Annotated in this window: 20 protein-coding genes and 1 riboswitch; of the genes, 18 read left to right on the top strand and 2 right to left on the bottom strand. The window is 36.9% G+C overall.

The window, feature by feature from the left end; all coding sequences use genetic code 11:
• Window positions 1–61: 61 nt before the first annotated feature.
• From IR022_RS10005 to IR022_RS09985, 5 genes are all read left to right on the top strand, one after another.
• Entirely contained in the window at window positions 62–3,079 is a 3,018-nt protein-coding gene (locus tag IR022_RS10005; RefSeq protein WP_194203600.1) for a SusC/RagA family TonB-linked outer membrane protein, read from the top strand.
• Between the two features lie 37 nt (window positions 3,080–3,116).
• Complete coding sequence (locus tag IR022_RS10000; protein ID WP_194203599.1) at window positions 3,117–4,550, top strand: RagB/SusD family nutrient uptake outer membrane protein; 1,434 nt, start codon at window positions 3,117–3,119, stop codon at window positions 4,548–4,550.
• 17 nt (window positions 4,551–4,567) lie between these two features.
• Entirely contained in the window at window positions 4,568–5,665 is a 1,098-nt protein-coding gene (locus IR022_RS09995) for a LamG domain-containing protein (protein WP_050710422.1), read from the top strand.
• Window positions 5,666–5,926: 261 nt separating this feature from the next.
• Window positions 5,927–6,412 (top strand): DinB family protein, encoded by a 486-nt coding sequence (locus IR022_RS09990; protein ID WP_194203598.1) that lies wholly within the window; start codon window positions 5,927–5,929, stop codon window positions 6,410–6,412.
• On the top strand, window positions 6,402–8,450 hold the full coding sequence (locus IR022_RS09985; RefSeq protein ID WP_194203597.1) for a glycoside hydrolase family 65 protein: 2,049 nt from the start codon (window positions 6,402–6,404) through the stop codon (window positions 8,448–8,450). The genes IR022_RS09990 and IR022_RS09985 overlap by 11 nt, the downstream gene beginning before the upstream one ends.
• Before the next feature lie 75 nt (window positions 8,451–8,525).
• Here the strand turns inward: IR022_RS09985 and IR022_RS09980 are convergent, their stop codons facing one another.
• Both IR022_RS09980 and IR022_RS09975 read right to left on the bottom strand, forming a co-directional pair.
• Window positions 8,526–8,963, bottom strand: coding sequence for a GNAT family N-acetyltransferase (locus IR022_RS09980; protein WP_194203596.1), 438 nt, complete (start codon window positions 8,961–8,963; stop codon window positions 8,526–8,528).
• Between the two features lie 11 nt (window positions 8,964–8,974).
• Window positions 8,975–9,430 carry an aminoacyl-tRNA deacylase gene (locus tag IR022_RS09975; RefSeq protein WP_194203595.1) on the bottom strand — a complete coding sequence of 152 codons (456 nt, stop codon included), beginning with the start codon at window positions 9,428–9,430 and terminating at the stop codon, window positions 8,975–8,977.
• Between the two features lie 111 nt (window positions 9,431–9,541).
• Window positions 9,542–9,640, top strand: a riboswitch (TPP riboswitch).
• Window positions 9,641–9,722: 82 nt separating this feature from the next.
• Between IR022_RS09975 and thiM the strand changes: the two genes are divergently transcribed.
• The 13 genes from thiM (at window position 9,723) to IR022_RS09910 (ending at window position 17,682) form a co-directional block, all read left to right on the top strand.
• Window positions 9,723–10,517, top strand: coding sequence for a hydroxyethylthiazole kinase (thiM, locus tag IR022_RS09970; protein WP_194203594.1), 795 nt, complete (start codon window positions 9,723–9,725; stop codon window positions 10,515–10,517).
• Window positions 10,517–11,158, top strand: coding sequence for a thiamine phosphate synthase (thiE, locus tag IR022_RS09965; protein ID WP_194203593.1), 642 nt, complete (start codon window positions 10,517–10,519; stop codon window positions 11,156–11,158). The genes thiM and thiE overlap by 1 nt, the downstream gene beginning before the upstream one ends.
• Window positions 11,155–11,808: a thiaminase II gene (gene tenA / locus IR022_RS09960; RefSeq protein WP_194203592.1), complete on the top strand. Its 654-nt coding sequence runs from the start codon at window positions 11,155–11,157 to the stop codon at window positions 11,806–11,808. Before thiE ends, tenA begins: the two co-directional genes overlap by 4 nt.
• A 51-nt stretch (window positions 11,809–11,859) precedes the next feature.
• Window positions 11,860–12,672, top strand: a complete 813-nt coding sequence (thiD, locus tag IR022_RS09955) for a bifunctional hydroxymethylpyrimidine kinase/phosphomethylpyrimidine kinase (RefSeq protein ID WP_194203591.1) — start codon at window positions 11,860–11,862, stop codon at window positions 12,670–12,672.
• 187 nt (window positions 12,673–12,859) lie between these two features.
• A complete protein-coding gene (locus IR022_RS09950) occupies window positions 12,860–13,240 on the top strand; it encodes a VOC family protein (RefSeq protein ID WP_050710431.1) in 381 nt (126 codons plus the stop codon).
• A 154-nt stretch (window positions 13,241–13,394) separates the two neighbouring features.
• The gene (locus IR022_RS09945) at window positions 13,395–13,919 is read left to right on the top strand and encodes a GNAT family N-acetyltransferase (RefSeq protein ID WP_194203590.1); all 525 of its coding nucleotides are present in this window, start codon (window positions 13,395–13,397) and stop codon (window positions 13,917–13,919) included.
• Window positions 13,903–14,475, top strand: coding sequence for a Crp/Fnr family transcriptional regulator (locus IR022_RS09940; RefSeq protein ID WP_194203589.1), 573 nt, complete (start codon window positions 13,903–13,905; stop codon window positions 14,473–14,475). Before IR022_RS09945 ends, IR022_RS09940 begins: the two co-directional genes overlap by 17 nt.
• Window positions 14,476–14,585: 110 nt before the next feature.
• A complete protein-coding gene (locus IR022_RS09935) occupies window positions 14,586–14,930 on the top strand; it encodes a cupin domain-containing protein (protein WP_050710485.1) in 345 nt (114 codons plus the stop codon).
• A gap of 7 nt (window positions 14,931–14,937) precedes the next feature.
• On the top strand, window positions 14,938–15,330 hold the full coding sequence (locus tag IR022_RS09930; protein ID WP_194203588.1) for a tautomerase family protein: 393 nt from the start codon (window positions 14,938–14,940) through the stop codon (window positions 15,328–15,330).
• A gap of 88 nt (window positions 15,331–15,418) precedes the next feature.
• Window positions 15,419–16,147: a helix-turn-helix transcriptional regulator gene (locus IR022_RS09925; RefSeq protein ID WP_194203587.1), complete on the top strand. Its 729-nt coding sequence runs from the start codon at window positions 15,419–15,421 to the stop codon at window positions 16,145–16,147.
• 43 nt (window positions 16,148–16,190) lie between these two features.
• Window positions 16,191–16,646, top strand: coding sequence for a GyrI-like domain-containing protein (locus IR022_RS09920; protein WP_194203586.1), 456 nt, complete (start codon window positions 16,191–16,193; stop codon window positions 16,644–16,646).
• A gap of 25 nt (window positions 16,647–16,671) precedes the next feature.
• A complete protein-coding gene (locus IR022_RS09915; protein ID WP_194203585.1) occupies window positions 16,672–17,256 on the top strand; it encodes a DJ-1/PfpI family protein in 585 nt (194 codons plus the stop codon).
• An 81-nt stretch (window positions 17,257–17,337) separates the two neighbouring features.
• Window positions 17,338–17,682 (top strand): DUF1801 domain-containing protein, encoded by a 345-nt coding sequence (locus IR022_RS09910; RefSeq protein ID WP_194203584.1) that lies wholly within the window; start codon window positions 17,338–17,340, stop codon window positions 17,680–17,682.
• The last annotated feature ends 55 nt before the right edge of the window (window positions 17,683–17,737 follow it).

Here is a 17,737-nt window from a genome sequence, read left to right as displayed (position 1 = left end):
GCCTTTTTATTTACATAGTATGAAAACAAATATTTTATGATATACCTAAATTAAATAAGCCATGTTAAAGAAAACATTATTCATAATGTTTCTATCGCTGACCAGCATTACTTTATTGGCACAGCAGATAAAAACAATATCCGGAGTTGTTACAGATGCAACTACTGGAGAAGCCCTCATAGGGGTTGCAATTATTGAACCCGGAACCTCTAATGGAACAGCCAGTGACTTGGATGGTAACTATACTCTGGATGTGAAAGGAGATCGTATCTCGTTCTCTTATGTTGGCTATAAATCTGAAACCCTAGCAGTTCAAAACACAAGCACTCTTAATGTAAAGCTTGTGTCGAACTCAGAATTGGATGAAGTAATTGTAGTTGGTTATACCTCACAGAAGAAACGTGAGGTATTAGGTGCTTTGACAAACGTGAAGTCAAAAGAACTTACTCAATTACCTGTTTCTAATACAACCGAGGCTCTACAAGGTCGTGTTGCAGGGGTACAGGTAACTAATGCAAGTGGAGCACCCGGTGCGGGAGCAACTATACGTATCAGAGGGGTAGGATCTATCAATTCATCTAATGATCCTCTTTATATTATTGACGGAATTCCTGCCAGTAATGGTTTGAACTCAGTAATACCTACTGATATTGAAAATATATCTGTATTAAAAGATGCATCAGCATCGGCTATATACGGATCTCGTGCTAATAATGGTGTTGTATTGATTACTACTAAAAAAGGAAAACAAGGGAAAGCCAAAGTTTCGTATAATGGACAGTTTGGTGCACAAATCCATGGCAGTTTAACTGAAATGGCTAATACATCTCAATATATCAACATCTACAATGCTGCCGCTAAAAATGATGGAAGAGAGCTTCTTGAAGGAAAATGGATGAAAGATTTCGCAAATGTAGATCACATGAAAGAAATTTTCCAAACAGGACTTATGACCATTCATGACGTGTCAGTAAGCGGAGGAAAAGACAAGTTTAATTATTTAGCTTCTGGTAGTTACTATAATCAAGAAGGTATTATTAAGAATAGTAAGTTCGAGAAATTTACAGGAAGTACCAATCTTAATTATCAGGCTACTAAATGGCTGAAAATAGGATTGTCGGCAAATGCTGGAAAATCTACAACCGATATAGTTCCAAGTTCGGGTGACGGATATGGAAATGACGAAGGTGGTAGTGTGGTTAGATATGCTTATATGCGTAATCCGGCAATACCTGTATATGATCAGAATGGCAAATTTGTGGACAAGCCAAGTGAATATTTTGGACATGCTATGTATGATACTTTCTTTGGTGAAGGTTACAATCCTTTAGGAGTAGCCGAAATGGCAGATCGTAAACGTGATGAAACTACAGTATTGAGTAAAATCAATGTAGAAGTTAAGTTACCATATAACTCGATCTGGAATACCAATTTTGGTATAGACTACAAAAAAAGTGAGTTGAATGCTTACAATCAAACATGGGGTACAAATGATCGTATAAATAACCCAAGTAGCAGATCTTTTGCCAGCAATGAAGATTTGGGTTGGACTCTAAACTCGGTATTAAGCAGCTCACATACATTCAACGATTCGCATCGTCTTACTGCAATGGTTGGTACTGAGGCTATCCGCTATAACGGAACAAATAAAAATGCAGGTTCTTCTATAAATGGAGACACACAATATAGTGCCGATTGGGCATCATCACTGCTTTCGTTCTTTGGAAAAGTAGATTATAACTACAATTATAAATATTACTTGTCTGCATTGATACGTCAAGATGGATCTTCTCGTTTTGCAGAAGGAAACAGATGGGGTACATTCTATGCTTTATCAGCAGGATGGGATGTAAATGAAGAGGAATTCTTCAAACCTCTTACGCCTGTTGTTAATTTGCTTAAACTAAGAGCAGGATGGGGTGCAGTAGGTAACCAAGATGTTGCACTCTATGCCTATACTGATAAATATATGCCTTATGCTAACTATCCTATTGGAGGAGGAGATCCCTCTTTAGGATATGTTCAAACTCAATTAGGTAATACCGATTTGAAATGGGAGACTAGTAACCAGTTAAATCTTGGTTTGGATATGGCTTTCTTGAATGGAGAATATGGTTTTAGTGCCGATTATTACCATAAAGTAACTAAAGACCTCCTTCTTCAAGCACCACTTCCTCCTTCAATCGGAAATGCAGCACCATATTGGGTGAATAGCGGAGAGGTACTTAACGAAGGTGTCGACTTGGAAGTATATATGAGAAAACAATATAAAAATGCTGGATTCTCTATTGCTTTAAATTGGGGATATTTGAAAAATAAGATGCTGAAACTAGATGCGCCTATTCAAGGAGGACGTGTTGATACTGGTATCTATGCAAAACTTATCGAAGAAGGCTATTCTCTAGGTTCGTACTATTTATATGAGATGGATGGAATCTTCCAAAATGAATCGGAGATTGTAAGATCTGCTTATCAAGGTGCGAATGTTCAACCCGGAGACGTTAAGTACAAAGACTTGAACGGTGATGGTGTAATTGATGAAAAAGACAGAAAGCATATGGGTAGTTCTATTCCAACTCAAACACTGGGATTAAACCTACAAGGAAACTTGAATAATTGGGATATATCGGTATTCTTTCAAGGTGCTTTCGGAAATGAAATATACCGTCAAATCGGTCATGAAACTGACGGATTTTATCGCGGATTTAATGTGTCTAAAGATTATTATGACAATTATTGGAGAGGTGAAGGTACATCTAATACACACCCAAGAGCTTCATGGAATGCAAAATCGAATAACGTAATGGTTTCCTCTCGCTTTTTAGAGGATGCATCATATCTCCGATTAAAGAATGTACAAATAGGCTATACTTTTCCTACTAAAGGAAAACTTATTAGTAATCTGAGAGTATTTGGAAGTGCTACGAACCTATTCACGTTCACTAAATACAATGGACTTGATCCCGAAATGACTGTAAGTGCTAACTCTTCAGGAGAAGGCGATAGAGGAAATGGTATCGATTGGGGTACTTATCCCGTAGCTAAGACTTTTACTTTGGGTGTAAATATGACTTTTTAAGGTCACAAACCTATTCATTACTTAAAAATAATTAGACATGAAAAAATATCTATTTATATTAGCATTAGCGGGAAGTTTTCTTTTCACATCGTGTGAAAGCTTCTTGGATGAGCCTCTGAAAGGGGAGCATTCTTCCGATAATATATTCAATACTCCAGCCGAAGCCGACCTTGTACTAACAGGTGTTTATAATAATTTGAGTTTCACCACTTCTTCAAATATGATATGGGTATTTGGTGATATTGCTTCAGATGATGCTGTAAAAGGTGGAAACCCCGGAGATCAGGCAGACATGACTTCTATTGATAACTTCGAAGTTAAATCGTCCAATGGAGTTTTATATACTTATTGGAAATTTACTTACGAAGGTATAAGCCGTGCCAACAATGTTATTACAGGAGTTTACAACTCAGGTATTGACGATGCTACAAAACAACAAATGATAGCAGAGGCTAAATTTATCAGAGCATATCATTATTTCAATTTGGTAAATATTTGGGGAAAAGTTCCTTTGAGATTGGTACCATCTTCACCATCTAACGTAAATTTAAGATTGAGCGAAGTGGCTGATATATACGCTCAGATTGAGAAAGATCTAAAAGAAGCTGCTGCTGTTTTACCTGCAAGTTATGACGCGGCAAATGCAGGAAGAGTTACAAAAGGAGCCACATTTGGCTTATTAGCTAAAGCTCAACTCTATCAACAAAAATGGGACGAAAGTATTTCAACCATTGTGAATAATATTGAGCCTTTGGGTTATGATTTAGAGCCTAACTATGCTACATTGTTTAAACTGGGAGCAGAGAATAGTAAAGAAGTAGTATTTGCGGTTCGTCATATGAGTAACAAAAATCCGGGAGTAGGAAACTCGTTGAACCAATGGTTTGCTCCTTTAATTGAAAACGGTTATTATACAAATGCACCTACTGCCAGCTATGTGGCTTCTTTCGACGAAACGACAATTGATGGAAAAACAGATCCTCGTTTAGATATTTCTATTGGTCGCGATGGTCACGATTGGGTAAACGGTGAGCCTTTCGATCCGACTTGGAGTACAACTGGTTATTTGATAAGAAAACACAATCAACCTGCATCTGAAGTTGCATGGGGAACAAAAGGTGATGGCGGACTTCCTTATATCTATATGCGTTATGCTGATATTTTATTGATGAAAGCCGAAGCATATACCGAAAAAGGTAATCTTTCGGAAGGTGTTGCTGCTTTAGATAAAGTAAGAGCAAGAGCCGGATTAGATAAAGTAAAAGCTGTAAGTCAATCTCAAATGAGATCAGCTATTTATACGGAACGTCGTAGAGAATTAGGGTTTGAATTTCATCGATTCTTCGACTTGATGAGATGGGGTCAAGAAGTTGCAAGTGCAGCTCTAGGACCTAATTTCAAATGGGAGTCTCCACGCTATTACTTCCCTCTTCCTCAAGCAGAAGTAGATTCTAATCATGGTATTAAATAACTTTAAAGAAACAGGTTATGAAACAGAATAAATTATATAAAATGGGTGTATGGGCAGTATCACTGCTGCTTATACTTCCCTTGTTGGCCGGATGTAGCAGCGATGATAAAGAAGTGTTTATACCGGGAGACCCAACAGCTTTAAAAGCTGAACTTGCAGATGCTTTCAACCTTTGGGAAACAGCAACTACTACGGAGTTTGAGCAATCGAGTTTAGACGAATTTGAAGCCAAGTTAAACCTTATTCAAAGCGTTTTAGAACAAGGTTCATTGTCAAGTCAGGATATAAAGAATATGACTATCCATCTTGAAGAAGCTAGAAATAAGTTTCTACGTTCGAGACTCATTGGTATTCCTGTTGAGGCGCTTATTGCAGGCTGGGGATTTGATGAAGGAGAAGGTTCGTCTTTAGTGAGTGATGGTATTAAAAAACTTACGGCTAATTTAACTGCTGGTCCATCTCAAATATTTCCAATAACATCATTACCTGAGTTTGTAGAGGGAGTGAAAGGTAAAGCTATCCACTTTAAAAATGGTTCGCATCTTGAAATTCCTAATTATGCTCCTGCTGATTTCTTAGGACAACAATTGAGTATTGCTGTTTGGTTGAAGCCTGATGTAACAAAAGGTGGAAACTATGTAGCTTCTTTAAACTATTGGAATAACTGGAAATTCCAGATACAAGAACAAGGTAAAGCGTTTTTCACAGTTCAATCAACTCTAGGGTTTACAGATGCTGACAATGAATACGATCAATCGGTGGCTCCAGGTAAATGGGCACATGTAGTAGTTTCATTAGATCTTAGCAATCAGAAATTATCTTTCTATGTAAATGGACGATTGACCAAAGAGTGGACAAATACTACTAAACCTAATTTGGGAGGGGCACACATGCCGGCTTACATTTCGTCACTTAACAAACAATTGCCTCTGATGATAGGTGCTGCTACTACTTACGAAGAAGCATTGGCTTCATGGGACTGGTCTGGATGGGATACTCCAACATCTTGGGATCATTTCGAAGGAGCAATGGACGAAATTAAGTTCTACAATATTGCTCTGGTTGAAGGTCAAGTAAAAGCTCTTTATAATGAAGAGATAGCACCTGTGGAGTAAAGAATAAACAAATTGAAGTTTCTCACTTAAATATTAGAAAGCCACCTTTTTTCAAGGTGGCTTTCTTTATTTTCATAGATGGATGATGCTTAGATGTTGAATGGTATTTCTATCAAAATGTAACTGCATTGTGGAGAATTTTTAATTTTGTTTACAATAACGCCGAAGATATTATAATCATTTATTACTAGATTTGTTAATCTGTTTGAAGGGCGTATTTCCCTTATCAAAAAACAGGCTTGAACTTTAAATACATCATATATGAATACCGATTTTACTGATATTACGAATGGAGTTCATCGGGTTGTAGAAACATGGGAACCAATACTTACAGGTTTACCTATTGACACAATTGGTGAATGTAAAAATAAACAGAGCCGCACAATTAAACAAATACTAGGTCATTTGGTCGATTCTGCATCCAACAATCATCAACGAATAGTAAGATTACAATATAATAAATACTTAGAGTTTCCCGATTATCGTCAGGATAATGACTTATGGATTGTAGTTCAGGACTATCAGCATACAGATTGGATTAATCTAGTGCAATTGTGGAAGTTTTATAACCTTCACATTATCCAGATTATAAAAACAGTAGACCATACGAAATTAAAAAACTATTGGAACGATTTCGAAGGGAATAAAGTAACCCTGCACAATATGATAGAAGGCTATCTAAGCCATTTGAATTTACACATAAACGAAATAGACCAACTAATCAAGAATTCACCTGATGAAGCATAAATGCACTTTATTACTCTTTATTATCCTAATTTCAGTCTTTACTCTTAAAGCCCAAAATCCGTGGATAATATCGGCGAATCAATCAGAGTTTAGTAACTATTATGGGGTTACGGTTGCCAATGGTATGATTGGTATTATATCTTCTCCCGAACCTCTTAAGGTAAAAGAAGTGGTTCTTGCAGGAGTATATGATATATACAATAGAGGGAGGGTGAGTAATTTTTTGCCTAATTATAATCTTTTAAATCTGAATCTATCCATAAATGGAGATTATCTCCATAGCGGAAACGTCTCTAATTTCAGACAAGAACTGAATATGAAAGAAGGGAGTTTCTCCGGATCATTCGATTATAAAAATATAGCTACGGTAACCTATTCTTATTATGCTTTGAGAAATTTACCTCATTGCGTTCTTCTTGATGTAAATATAAAAGCTAAGTCTGGCATAAAGATAGATGCAGAGAATGTATTGGAGACTCCATCTTCACTTAGAGATCAGCAGAACTATTATCACGAAATAGACAGACCTCACCTATATATTCCTTTGCTCACTTCTATTGCAGACAGTCCATCTAAGAATATTAAAGTTGCTGTTTCTAACACTTTCCTTTTCGAAGAAGCTCCTTTGTCTGAGCCTAAAATATATCATAAAGTAGAAGATAGTAACAAGCATAGTGCAAAGTTTGCTAAAGAAATAAAAACAGGGGAACAATACTCTTTTTCGGTAGTTGGAACACTGCTTTCATCTGTGCAGACTCCCGATCCTTTTAATCAAGCAGAACGTATGACCATATACGCAAAACTCGAAGGAAAGGAGCGCTTGCTAAACCGACATCAAAAGGCATGGGATAAATTATGGGAAGGTGATATTCAAATAGATGGAGATCCGCAAGCACAACAAGATATAAGGAGCATGCTTTATCATCTTTATTCTTTTACTCGTGAGAATACCGACCTTTCGCCATCACCTATGGGGTTGAGTGGATTAGGATACAATGGGCATATCTTTTGGGATACTGAAATATTTATGTATCCTCCTCTCTTACTATTACATCCTAAAATAGCAAAGAGTATGATAGAATATCGCTACCGAAGACTTGATGCGGCCAGACAACAAGCTGCTATCTATGGCTATGCGGGTGCTATGTTTCCTTGGGAAAGTGCAGCGAGTGGAGCGGAGGAGTGTCCCGTTTGGGCATTGTCGGGAACTTTCGAGCATCATATAACAGCCGATGTTGGTATTGCAGCTTGGCAGTATTATTTGGTTACTCAGGATATAGAATGGTTAAAAGAAAAAGGATGGCCAATATTAAAAGCTACTGCCGAGTTTTGGGCAAGTAGAGTAGAACTAAACAATAAAGGACAATATGAAATTAAGAATGTAGTTGCGGCAGATGAATGGGCAGAGAATGTAGATAACAATGCTTATACAAATGGAGCTGCAATTAAGAATTTACAATATGCAACAGAATGTGCTGCAGTACTTGGAGTTGCGGCACCAAAAGAATGGAGTAAGATAGCAGATAATATTCCGATCTTTACTATGGAAAATGGCGTTACACGCGAACATGATACATATACAGATCAGAAGATAAAACAAGCAGATGTAAATTTATTAGCGTATCCGCTTGGTATTGTAACGGACGAGAATCAGATAATAAAAGATTTAAAATTCTATGAAACAAAAGTTCCAGATAGAGATACTCCTGCTATGACACAAGCAATATTTGCCTTACTTTATAGCAGAACTGGAGACGGAGCCACAGCTTACCATTGGTTTAAAGATGCATATTTACCCAATTTAAATCCTCCATTCAGAGTAATGGCAGAATACAAAGGAGGTACTAATCCTTACTTTGCAACCGGTGCTGGAGGTCTACTGCAAGCTGTAATGATGGGTTTTGGAGGTCTGGACATTAATCCTCAGGGAGGAATAAGACAATTAAGAACTGCAATGCCTCCTCATTGGAAGAAAGTAACTATTACTGGGGTAGGGCTAGATAAAAAGACCTATATTCAGGTGAATGACAAGAAATGATTTCTCTTACATGATATTGCAAAAAGAGCTGTGTTTTACAGCTCTTTTTGCGTTGGAAGAACATTAGCCTAATCTTTAAAGAGGCATTGTGAAGCTATAATGAGACTTCTTCATACCCTGGCGTTCATAAAACAGATGTGCTCTTATCCTTCTTACATTTGTGCAGAGTTCTAGCTGTAAACAATTACTCTGTCTGGTAATCTTTTTAGCTGCCTGAAAAAGCAAATCACCAATTTTTAATCCACGAGAAGGTTCGTGAATAATCAATTCTACTATCTCTGCTATTTTTCCTGCATGATGAAGATGTTCCTTTATTTGCAAGGACAAAAATCCTGTAACCAATTCATTCTTCTGAGCTACTATAAGGTGAAAATTACTATTAGAGATTTGCCTTTTATAAATCTGAGTAAAAGCCTCTTTGTCTAACTTGGTATCTTCTAATTCACAAACTAAATCGTAAACAGAATCTAAATCTGTTTGCTCAGCCTTTCTTATTATAGTATTCTCCATCATTATATTCTAAACTATTGAATTTCTATTTCTACTGTATTATTATTTAATCTGATAACATCCTTTGGGTTTATCTTTAGGGTCTGAAATTGACCTCCCGTTCCTCCATAAATGTAATCAAAAGCCAAAAGCCTTTTATCAAATAAGCAAGGTAAGTTGTGTCCAATTAATGGTATAGTACCTACTTCATATCCTGTTATTTTAAGGACATCTGATTTTTCGGCTAATTTCATTTTTGAAAAGCCTAAATCTTGTGCGAGCTTTTTAAAATCAAGACGATTATATTGATTACTGACAATTAAAGCATAAAACCCTTTCTCCGTTTTTATAATAAAAACGGGAGCGGTATTGCTATAGTCAAAGTATTTGCTGGCATCTTCCGTTTTCAAAATAGGCTGATTATGTTGAATTATCTCATAATCGCACTTCAATGCTGTTAATAATTCTGATAACTCAAATAAAGTCAGCATATTTTTTCACGTTTATTTTATACAATCACAAAAGAGAATGCAATTTATTAAATGAATTTATATTTCGGTCATAAATCCATTCAGTTCAGATATTTTTTATAAGTTTGTAGTCATCACTGTTGGGGGTGTTCTTTCGTAGAAAGAGCTGAGATTAGACCCTTGAACCTGATATGTTGTAATGACATCGTAGGGAAACGGTTGACTTTTTGAATAATCATCACATCGATATATTATTTATAAAGCCGTTTCGTGTTGCACGAAGCGGCTTTTTTTATTTTAGATTCTAAAACGTATGATAAATATCCAAAACTTAGTAAGAGATTTGAATCTGGTCAGAGAAAAATCTCCCCTCATCCATAACATAACCAATTATGTAGTGATGAATAACACGGCAAATGCTCTTTTGTCCATTGGTGCATCACCTGTTATGGCACATGCAGTGGATGAAGTTTCCGAAATGGTAAATATTGCATCTGCCCTCGTGATTAACATCGGTACTTTAGATACCGACTGGGTTAAAGCTATGCTTATTGCAGGAAAAGCAGCACAAGCGAAGAAAACACCTATCATCTTCGATCCTGTTGGAGCAGGAGCAACTTCGTATCGAACCCAAGTATGCCAGCAAATACTAGAGGAGTGCAAACCATCAATAATCAGAGGAAATGCTTCTGAGATTATGTCTTTGGTAAACAGCAATATTAAGACTAAAGGAGTAGACAGCACAAGTTCATCCGATTCGGCACTTGATTCTGCTAAAACTTTAGCTAAGGATACAGGTGCAGTAGTTGTTATAAGCGGGCAAACCGATTATATTACCAATGGACAAATAACAGAAATGGTGTCAAATGGTAATACACTGATGTCGTGGGTGACAGGCATGGGATGCACCGCTACTACTATTGTAGCAGCATTTGCTGCTGTTAACCCTAATATGTTAGAAGCGGCAACTCATGGAATGGCTGTAATGGGTATTTCTGGAGAATTGGCGGCTGCCAAATCGCAAGGTAATGGAAGTATGCAGGTTCATTTTCTGGATGAATTATTCAATCTGAATGAAAACACACTCCGAAATAAATTGAAATTGTAATGAAATCATTTGATTTAAGTCTTTATCTGGTTACCGACAGATCGCTTTCTCTAGGGTGGACATTAGAATATGTTGTAAGCGAAGCTGCAAAAGGAGGAGTGACTATGGTGCAACTTCGTGAAAAGGATTGTTCTACTCTTGAATTTTATCAACAAGCAATTCTTCTGAAAGAATGTTTACGACCTTATAATATCCCATTGATTATTAATGATCGTTTAGATATTGCTCTGGCTTGTGATGCTGAGGGTTTACATATCGGACAAAGTGATATGCCTTATGCAATTGCTCGAAAACTGTTGGGTAAGGATAAGATTATCGGTTTGTCGGTAGAATGTCTGCAAGATGCCATTGATGCAAACGAATTAGATGTTGACTATATCGGCATATCGCCTGTATTTGGAACTTCCACCAAAACCGATACAGCTCCTGCTCTGGGATTAAGTGGTATACGGGAGATTCAGAAAATAAGTAAACATCCTATTGTGGGCATCGGAGGAATTAATCAAACCAATGCTGCCGATATAATTGAGGCAGGTGCTGATGGTATCTCGGTAGTATCGGCAATAATGTCGGCAGCGAATCCGAAAGAATCGGCTTTACAACTTAGAAGTATAATTCAGAAGACAAAAATTAGCATATGAAATGGAGTGAAGAAGCATGGCAGGCGATTGAACCAGTCTACAAAAAGATACAAGAATTGTCATTTATAAAAGAATTGATGAATGGCACACTCAATAATAAAAAGTTTATATTCTACATTCAGCAGGATGCCATTTATTTGGCAGACTACGGCAGAGTGTTGACCGCTATTGCTTCGAAATTGAGTAATCCCAGACATATCGAAGCTTTTATTCATTTTGCAGGAGAAAGTGTTGCTGTTGAGAAGATATTACACGAATCGTTTGTACACGAATTGGATAAAAAAGAGAAGATAGAAGCCTCGCCAAGTTGCCTGCTATACACATCTTTCTTGATGAAGCAATTAGCTAATGCACCAATAGAGGTGGCTTTGGCCGCCGTTTTGCCTTGCTTTTGGATATACAAAGAGGTGGGCGATTATATATTGGCAAATCAGACTAAAGGAGAGAATCCATACCAAAGTTGGATAAATACTTATGGAGGAGATGATTTTGCCGAGTCGGTAGAGACCGCAATTTCCATCTGTAACGAGGTGGCAGATACTTGTACACAAGTCCAACGTAAGGCAATGACAGATGCATTTGTTATGTGTTCTAAATTGGAGTGGATGTTCTGGGATAGTGCCTATAAACAGGAACAGTGGCAAATATAAAATCCCATACCCTTATGTTTGACTAGTAAATAAAAATAGAGAAAACAGATAATGAAAAAACAATATAAACGGGCACTAACCATTGCGGGTAGCGACCCAAGTGGAGGAGCTGGCATTCAAGCCGACTTGAAAACGTTTTCGGCATGCGGATGTTATGGCATGACAGTTATTACAGCGGTGGTAGATGAAAACACAATTGGCGTGACTGATGTGCATCCTATTCCTGTTCCTTTTGTTTCAGGACAAATAAAATCGGTATTGGATGATATTGGAGCAGATGCTATTAAAATCGGTATGCTTCATTCTTCGGAATTGATTCGAGCTGTGAAAGAAACACTTCTGAAATATAATATAAGCAACATAGTTTTAGATCCTGTAATGGTGGCTACTTCGGGTGATAAACTATTGCAGGATGAGGCTATCGAAACGCTTAAAAATGAATTGATACCCTATGTTCGTGTTATTACACCAAATATTCCCGAAGCAGAAATTTTGATCGGACAAAAAATAACAAGCCAGTATGATTTGCCTCTGATAGTAAAAGATTTGTCTTTCAATCGGTCGGTTTCCGTGCTGTTGAAAGCAGGTCATCTGACAGAAGATAACCTTGTTGATGTGTTTTATAATGCTGAGACTGATGAAGTAATAGAACTGAGATCAGAACGTATTCACACACGCAATACACATGGCACAGGTTGCACATTTTCATCTGCTGTAGCTGCATTTCTAGCTCATGGATTATCCTTGAATGATGCCGTCAGAAAAGCAAAAGAGTATATGACGAAAGCAATAGCAGTGGGTGCAGAATATGAGATTGGAAAAGGGCATGGTCCCGTGCATCATTTCTTTGATTTCTGGGAATAAGATTTTAGACTAATTTGATTGTTCGTTTGCAAACCCTTTTCATGAGTTAAATTGTAGAGTAATAATTCATATATTTACTTTCAAATTTTAGACATGATGAAAAAGTTCATTGTTTATTTGCTTCGAATACAAGTAAGAAGAGTATTTGAGGATATAGGGAAATAGATTGAGGAAAAATTCTATATACATGAAATTAAATATCCAAAAGATCAATATTGTTATTGATTGTGCCGATGCCGGAGTGATGGCAAATTTCTATAATAAATTACTCGGATGGGAGTGGACTCATCCTCATGCAAACGGATGGGCGGCAGTAACCTCTCCAACAGGTGCTGTTATAGCCTTTCAGGAAGTTGAAGGATATGAACCTCCTGTGTGGCCTTGGGAAAAGGGGAAACAAGGTCAGATGTTACATCTCGATTTCTTTGTAGAAAATCTGGAGGAGGCAGTACAATATGCTGTTGAATGTGGAGCTAAAATCGCAGATGTGCAGCACTTCAAAACTTCAAGAACTATGTTTGATCCTGCCGGACATACATTTTGTTTGGATACAGATGAGCCTGAATAGAATAGCTATAAACTGGAAACTTGATTATATTTATCTTTAATAATACAGCAGTTTACCCTTTGCGAAAGGTGACAATAAAAGAGATCAAAAAAAGTGTCACTTTTATAACCTTTTTTAATTTGCTAAAAGTTAGTAATCCAATAAGTAAGATTCTATGGATCAGTATATTTTTAAGACCGAACGAATAGGTTTTTCCGTATGGCGCAAAAGTGACACTGAGGCGGCAACTTCTCTGTGGAGTAACCCTGATGTAATGAAATTACTTTCTGCTACAGGAATATATACTTCCGAACAAATCGCCGAAAGATTGGCGAGAGAAATCCAAAACCAAAAATTATACGGTGTTCAGTACTGGAAGCTTTATGATCTCGAAACCTCTGAATTTATGGGGTGTTGTGGTTTGAAGCCTTATCACGACGAAACAGATATTTACGAACTCGGGTTTCAATTACTGCCAGACTTTTGGAATAAAGGCTATGCGTCGGAAGCTGCCCGATTCAGCCTTAACTATGCATTAGAAGTATTAAAGGCTCGGAATATTTTCTCAGGGCATCATCCTCAAAATGAATCTTCTCGTAAGTTATTGACAAAGCTGGGATTCAAAGCCTTTACTACTGAGTTTTATGAACCCACAGGATTAGTTCATCCTTTATACAGCTATTATGACGTCACTCCATAATATTATTGTAGAGAAGCTAAAACTAACCGAAGCACATTACGAAAGGTTGTTAGCACTTTCAGAGATAAAGTCCTTTTCGAAAAAAGACATTCTCTTGCAGGAAAGCAAGGTCTGCACTTTTATAGGTTTTGTTGAAGAAGGTGTGTTGCGATCGTATCGGGAGAAAGAAGGGGAGGAGTTTATCAGCGATTTCTATGTGCAAGGTTCTTTTATCACTTCTTACCGAAGTTTCTTGAATGCCGAGCCAAGCGTAGGAATTATACAGTCATTGACTGATTCTAAAGTTTTGCTGTTATCCCGAGCTAATTACGATCTATTACTGAATGAGTCTACCGATTGGTATAAATGGGGTAAGTATATTGCAGATATTCTCTTTATAAAGAAATGTATCAAAGAGACATCGCTTCTGATGGATTCGGCTTTGGAAAGATACCGTTTATTACTGAAGACTTATCCGCAAATAGAACAGCATGTTACACAATATCATATAGCCTCATATCTGGGAATAAAACCCGAATCGTTGAGCCGACTGAAATCTCTTAACCTACATCAATGAAAATTAGTTAGCTTACTGCATATCTTTGTTAGTATAAACAAATAGGTCTGATAATGAAAAACTTATATTTATTACTGTTTGTTATACTTACATTAAATTGCAGTAAAGTTATGGCACAAGTAAGCGTTTCGAGAAAAGACTTATTAACTGCTCAACTACAGAAACAAGTAGTTTCGAGAGTTGAAATAAAAGAGATAACCATTCCCGCAGGAGGAAAGGCTAGCTATCATCTGCATCGTTGCCCTGTTGTGGGCTCTGTTGTCTCAGGCTCTGTTCGCTTTCAGATCGAAGGTCAATCCGAGCAAATTTTAGAAGCAGGCTCAGCGTTCTATGAACCTAAAGACCAACCTATCCTCAAATTCGATAATGCTTCGGATAGCATTCCATTGGTATTTATAGCCTATTATCTCTTAGAGGATAACGAAGATATTATAACCATCTTACCTACTAATTGATACAGCTATGCCATTTGTAAGAATCAGTTTACGTAAAGATCAATCGTTGGAAACAAAGAATGCTATTTCGGAAAGTATTCATAAATCGTTGATTTCTCAATTCCATATTCCTTTGGACGATTACATTCAGGTGATCGAAGAATTGGAACAGTATCAGATTAAATACCCGAAGAGCTATTTGGGGATACCTCATACCGATGATATTGTCTTTATTCAGATAACGGCAGGAGCAGGCAGAACCGCCGAACAAAAAAGCCTGCTTTATACTGAAATAGCGCAGAGGATATCATCTGCTACAACTATCAAACCGGATGATATTATAATAATACTTGTTGAGAATAACGGTAGCGAGAATTGGTCATTCGGACAGGGAAAACAATTTACAACCCAAATATTGTAAGCAAATTTTACAGAATGAGTATCTTTGATAGGCGACTACATAAATAAAATAGTAAACAGGTCTGAGACCTCCAATATCGAAATTAGAAATGTTCCATCAAGATACTTCCCGATTATCACGCTTAACCGCCATTCTGATATTGCTGCAATCGCGTCAGATTATCACCGCTAAATTCATAGCAGATAAGTTCGGGATAAGTACCCGTACTGTTTATCGGGATATGAAAGCTTTGGAAGAAGCAGGAGTTCCTATTCTTACGGAAGAAGGCAAAGGTTATTCACTGATGCAAGGTTATGCCATACCTCCCGTGATGTTTAGTGAGAGCGAAGCCAATGCACTGATTACGGCTGAAAAAATAGTGATTAATAACAAAGACGAATCGTTTGTAAAGAACTACACGGAGGCAATCACTAAAATAAAAGCGGTACTTAGACACAATACCAAGAGCAAAGCTGAACTGCTGTCGGAGCGTATTCAAATCCGTAATTGCTCCGAAGGAAAGACTACAAGCGATTATTTATCTTTACTACAATTGGCAATTACTAATCTTCAATTAATAGATATTTCTTATACTTCGGAAAGTAATGAAGCCACGGAAAGGATAATTGAGCCACTGGCTTTATATAGTACATACGAAAATTGGATACTGATAGCTCATTGCAGGTTAAGGCAAGAAAAACGAGCCTTCCGGATAGATCGAATAAAAGAGTTGAAGGTATTATCAGAGAACTTCGAACCTCATAACTTTACTTTTCAGGATTATTTCGAGGAATGCAAAGTAAAATATCTGGCTACCCTTGACACAGGGTTGTCATAACGATGGGCTTTCTTTGCAGAGAATCATAAAAATTGAAAGAAAAATGAAAACAACAATCGAAAAATTCTTCGTTATTGGCATCTCAGTAAGAACAACAAACGAAGGAGGTCAGGCAGCAAAAGATATTCCACAGCTTTGGGAGAAATTTATCACGGAGAATATCGCGGCTAAGATACCAAGTAAGGTGAGTGATAGCGTTTACGGAATATATACCGAATACGAGGGCGACTATACTCAGCCCTACACCACGGTTTTAGGGTGTAAAGTAAGTAGTTTGGATAATATTCCTGATGGGTTTATCGGTTTGACTATCAAAGCTGACAATTATGAAAAATATACAGCTAAAGGTAAAATGTCTGATGATATTGTTTATAAGAAATGGACTGAAATCTGGCAATCGAATCTAAATAGAACATACCTTGCCGATTTCGAAGTTTATGGAGAGCGATCTGTAGATATGGACAATGCAGAAGTTGATATTTTTATATCAGTCAAATAATAACAAATATTTTAAAGAGTTTATTATGGAAAAAAAGAATGTCTATATTTATCTTTTTGACGGTTTCGCTGATTGGGAAATTGCTTTCCTAACACCAGAGCTTAAGAAAAATAAAGAAATCAATTTATTAACCGTTTCGACTGACGGTAAACCTGTAACCTCAATCGGAGGTTTAGAGATAATACCAAACGTCTCATTAAATAACATTGATACATCTAGTATCAGTATGTTAATATTACCTGGAGGTTTTCTTTGGGAAAATAGTAATCCACACGAAGTTGATATTGACCACTTGGTAGAAAAGGTCTATCTGAATAAAGTGACAATTGCTGCGATATGTGGTGCTACAGTATATTTAGCACGTAAAGGGTACTTAAATAATATTGAGCATACCAGCAATGATTTAAACTACTTGAAAGCTATTGCCCCTGAGTATAAAGGGGAAATGTATTATCAAAATCAATCAGCGGTATTTTGTAACCATATCATTACTGCCGGTGGTATTTCTCCTATCGAGTTTACACAAAAAGTTTTAGAGGGATTAGAATTTGATGGTAGTTATATTGATAAATGGTTTCAGCTTTTTAAGAATGGTATTTGGAGAGAATAAGCGTTTATCTCTTTGAGTGATTTTGGACAGACTCTATTTAAAAGAGAAAATTGAATAATCTGCAATTAAAAACTGTTAACTATGCTTCGACCTATCGATGAATTCTTTTTAGAGCATGATGAGGACACTAACAGTTGTCTTCAATTCCTGCGAGAACATATTCTCGCTTTCGATGAGAATATAACCGAAGCATGGAAATATCAATTGCCTTTCTACTATTATAAGAACAAGCCGTTTTGCTATTTTTGGATACATAAAAAATTCAAACAACCCTACATCGGTATTGAAAATGGTGGACTCTTAGATCACCCTCAACTGCTCAGAGAAAATAGGGTAAAGATGAAGATCTTATTAGTTGATCCAACTAAGGATATTGATCTGGAAACGATAAACACTATTCTAAAAGATTCACTATCTTTATACTAGGGATAAAGATAGTGTGATTGACTAAATTATATTATCATCTCTTTTCTTATCTTTA

The sequence above is a fragment of the Dysgonomonas sp. GY617 genome (assembly GCF_015233815.1).
GTDB lineage: Bacteria > Bacteroidota > Bacteroidia > Bacteroidales > Dysgonomonadaceae > Dysgonomonas_A.
This window is presented reverse-complemented; position numbering and strand designations above follow the sequence as displayed.

Coding starts and splice junctions, on each gene's coding strand:
- thiE (WP_194203593.1), top strand. CDS start 10,517: ATGAAATCATTTGATTTAAGTCTTTATCTGGTTACCGACAGATCGCTT.
- IR022_RS10000 (WP_194203599.1), top strand. CDS start 3,117: ATGAAAAAATATCTATTTATATTAGCATTAGCGGGAAGTTTTCTTTTC.
- IR022_RS09920 (WP_194203586.1), top strand. CDS start 16,191: ATGAAAACAACAATCGAAAAATTCTTCGTTATTGGCATCTCAGTAAGA.
- IR022_RS09945 (WP_194203590.1), top strand. CDS start 13,395: ATGGATCAGTATATTTTTAAGACCGAACGAATAGGTTTTTCCGTATGG.
- IR022_RS09980 (WP_194203596.1), bottom strand. CDS start 8,963: ATGATGGAGAATACTATAATAAGAAAGGCTGAGCAAACAGATTTAGAT.
- IR022_RS09935 (WP_050710485.1), top strand. CDS start 14,586: ATGGCACAAGTAAGCGTTTCGAGAAAAGACTTATTAACTGCTCAACTA.
- thiD (WP_194203591.1), top strand. CDS start 11,860: ATGAAAAAACAATATAAACGGGCACTAACCATTGCGGGTAGCGACCCA.
- IR022_RS10005 (WP_194203600.1), top strand. CDS start 62: ATGTTAAAGAAAACATTATTCATAATGTTTCTATCGCTGACCAGCATT.
- tenA (WP_194203592.1), top strand. CDS start 11,155: ATGAAATGGAGTGAAGAAGCATGGCAGGCGATTGAACCAGTCTACAAA.
- IR022_RS09915 (WP_194203585.1), top strand. CDS start 16,672: ATGGAAAAAAAGAATGTCTATATTTATCTTTTTGACGGTTTCGCTGAT.
- IR022_RS09975 (WP_194203595.1), bottom strand. CDS start 9,430: ATGCTGACTTTATTTGAGTTATCAGAATTATTAACAGCATTGAAGTGC.
- IR022_RS09990 (WP_194203598.1), top strand. CDS start 5,927: ATGAATACCGATTTTACTGATATTACGAATGGAGTTCATCGGGTTGTA.
- IR022_RS09950 (WP_050710431.1), top strand. CDS start 12,860: ATGAAATTAAATATCCAAAAGATCAATATTGTTATTGATTGTGCCGAT.
- IR022_RS09925 (WP_194203587.1), top strand. CDS start 15,419: ATGTTCCATCAAGATACTTCCCGATTATCACGCTTAACCGCCATTCTG.
- thiM (WP_194203594.1), top strand. CDS start 9,723: ATGATAAATATCCAAAACTTAGTAAGAGATTTGAATCTGGTCAGAGAA.
- IR022_RS09910 (WP_194203584.1), top strand. CDS start 17,338: ATGCTTCGACCTATCGATGAATTCTTTTTAGAGCATGATGAGGACACT.
- IR022_RS09930 (WP_194203588.1), top strand. CDS start 14,938: ATGCCATTTGTAAGAATCAGTTTACGTAAAGATCAATCGTTGGAAACA.
- IR022_RS09995 (WP_050710422.1), top strand. CDS start 4,568: ATGAAACAGAATAAATTATATAAAATGGGTGTATGGGCAGTATCACTG.
- IR022_RS09940 (WP_194203589.1), top strand. CDS start 13,903: ATGACGTCACTCCATAATATTATTGTAGAGAAGCTAAAACTAACCGAA.
- IR022_RS09985 (WP_194203597.1), top strand. CDS start 6,402: ATGAAGCATAAATGCACTTTATTACTCTTTATTATCCTAATTTCAGTC.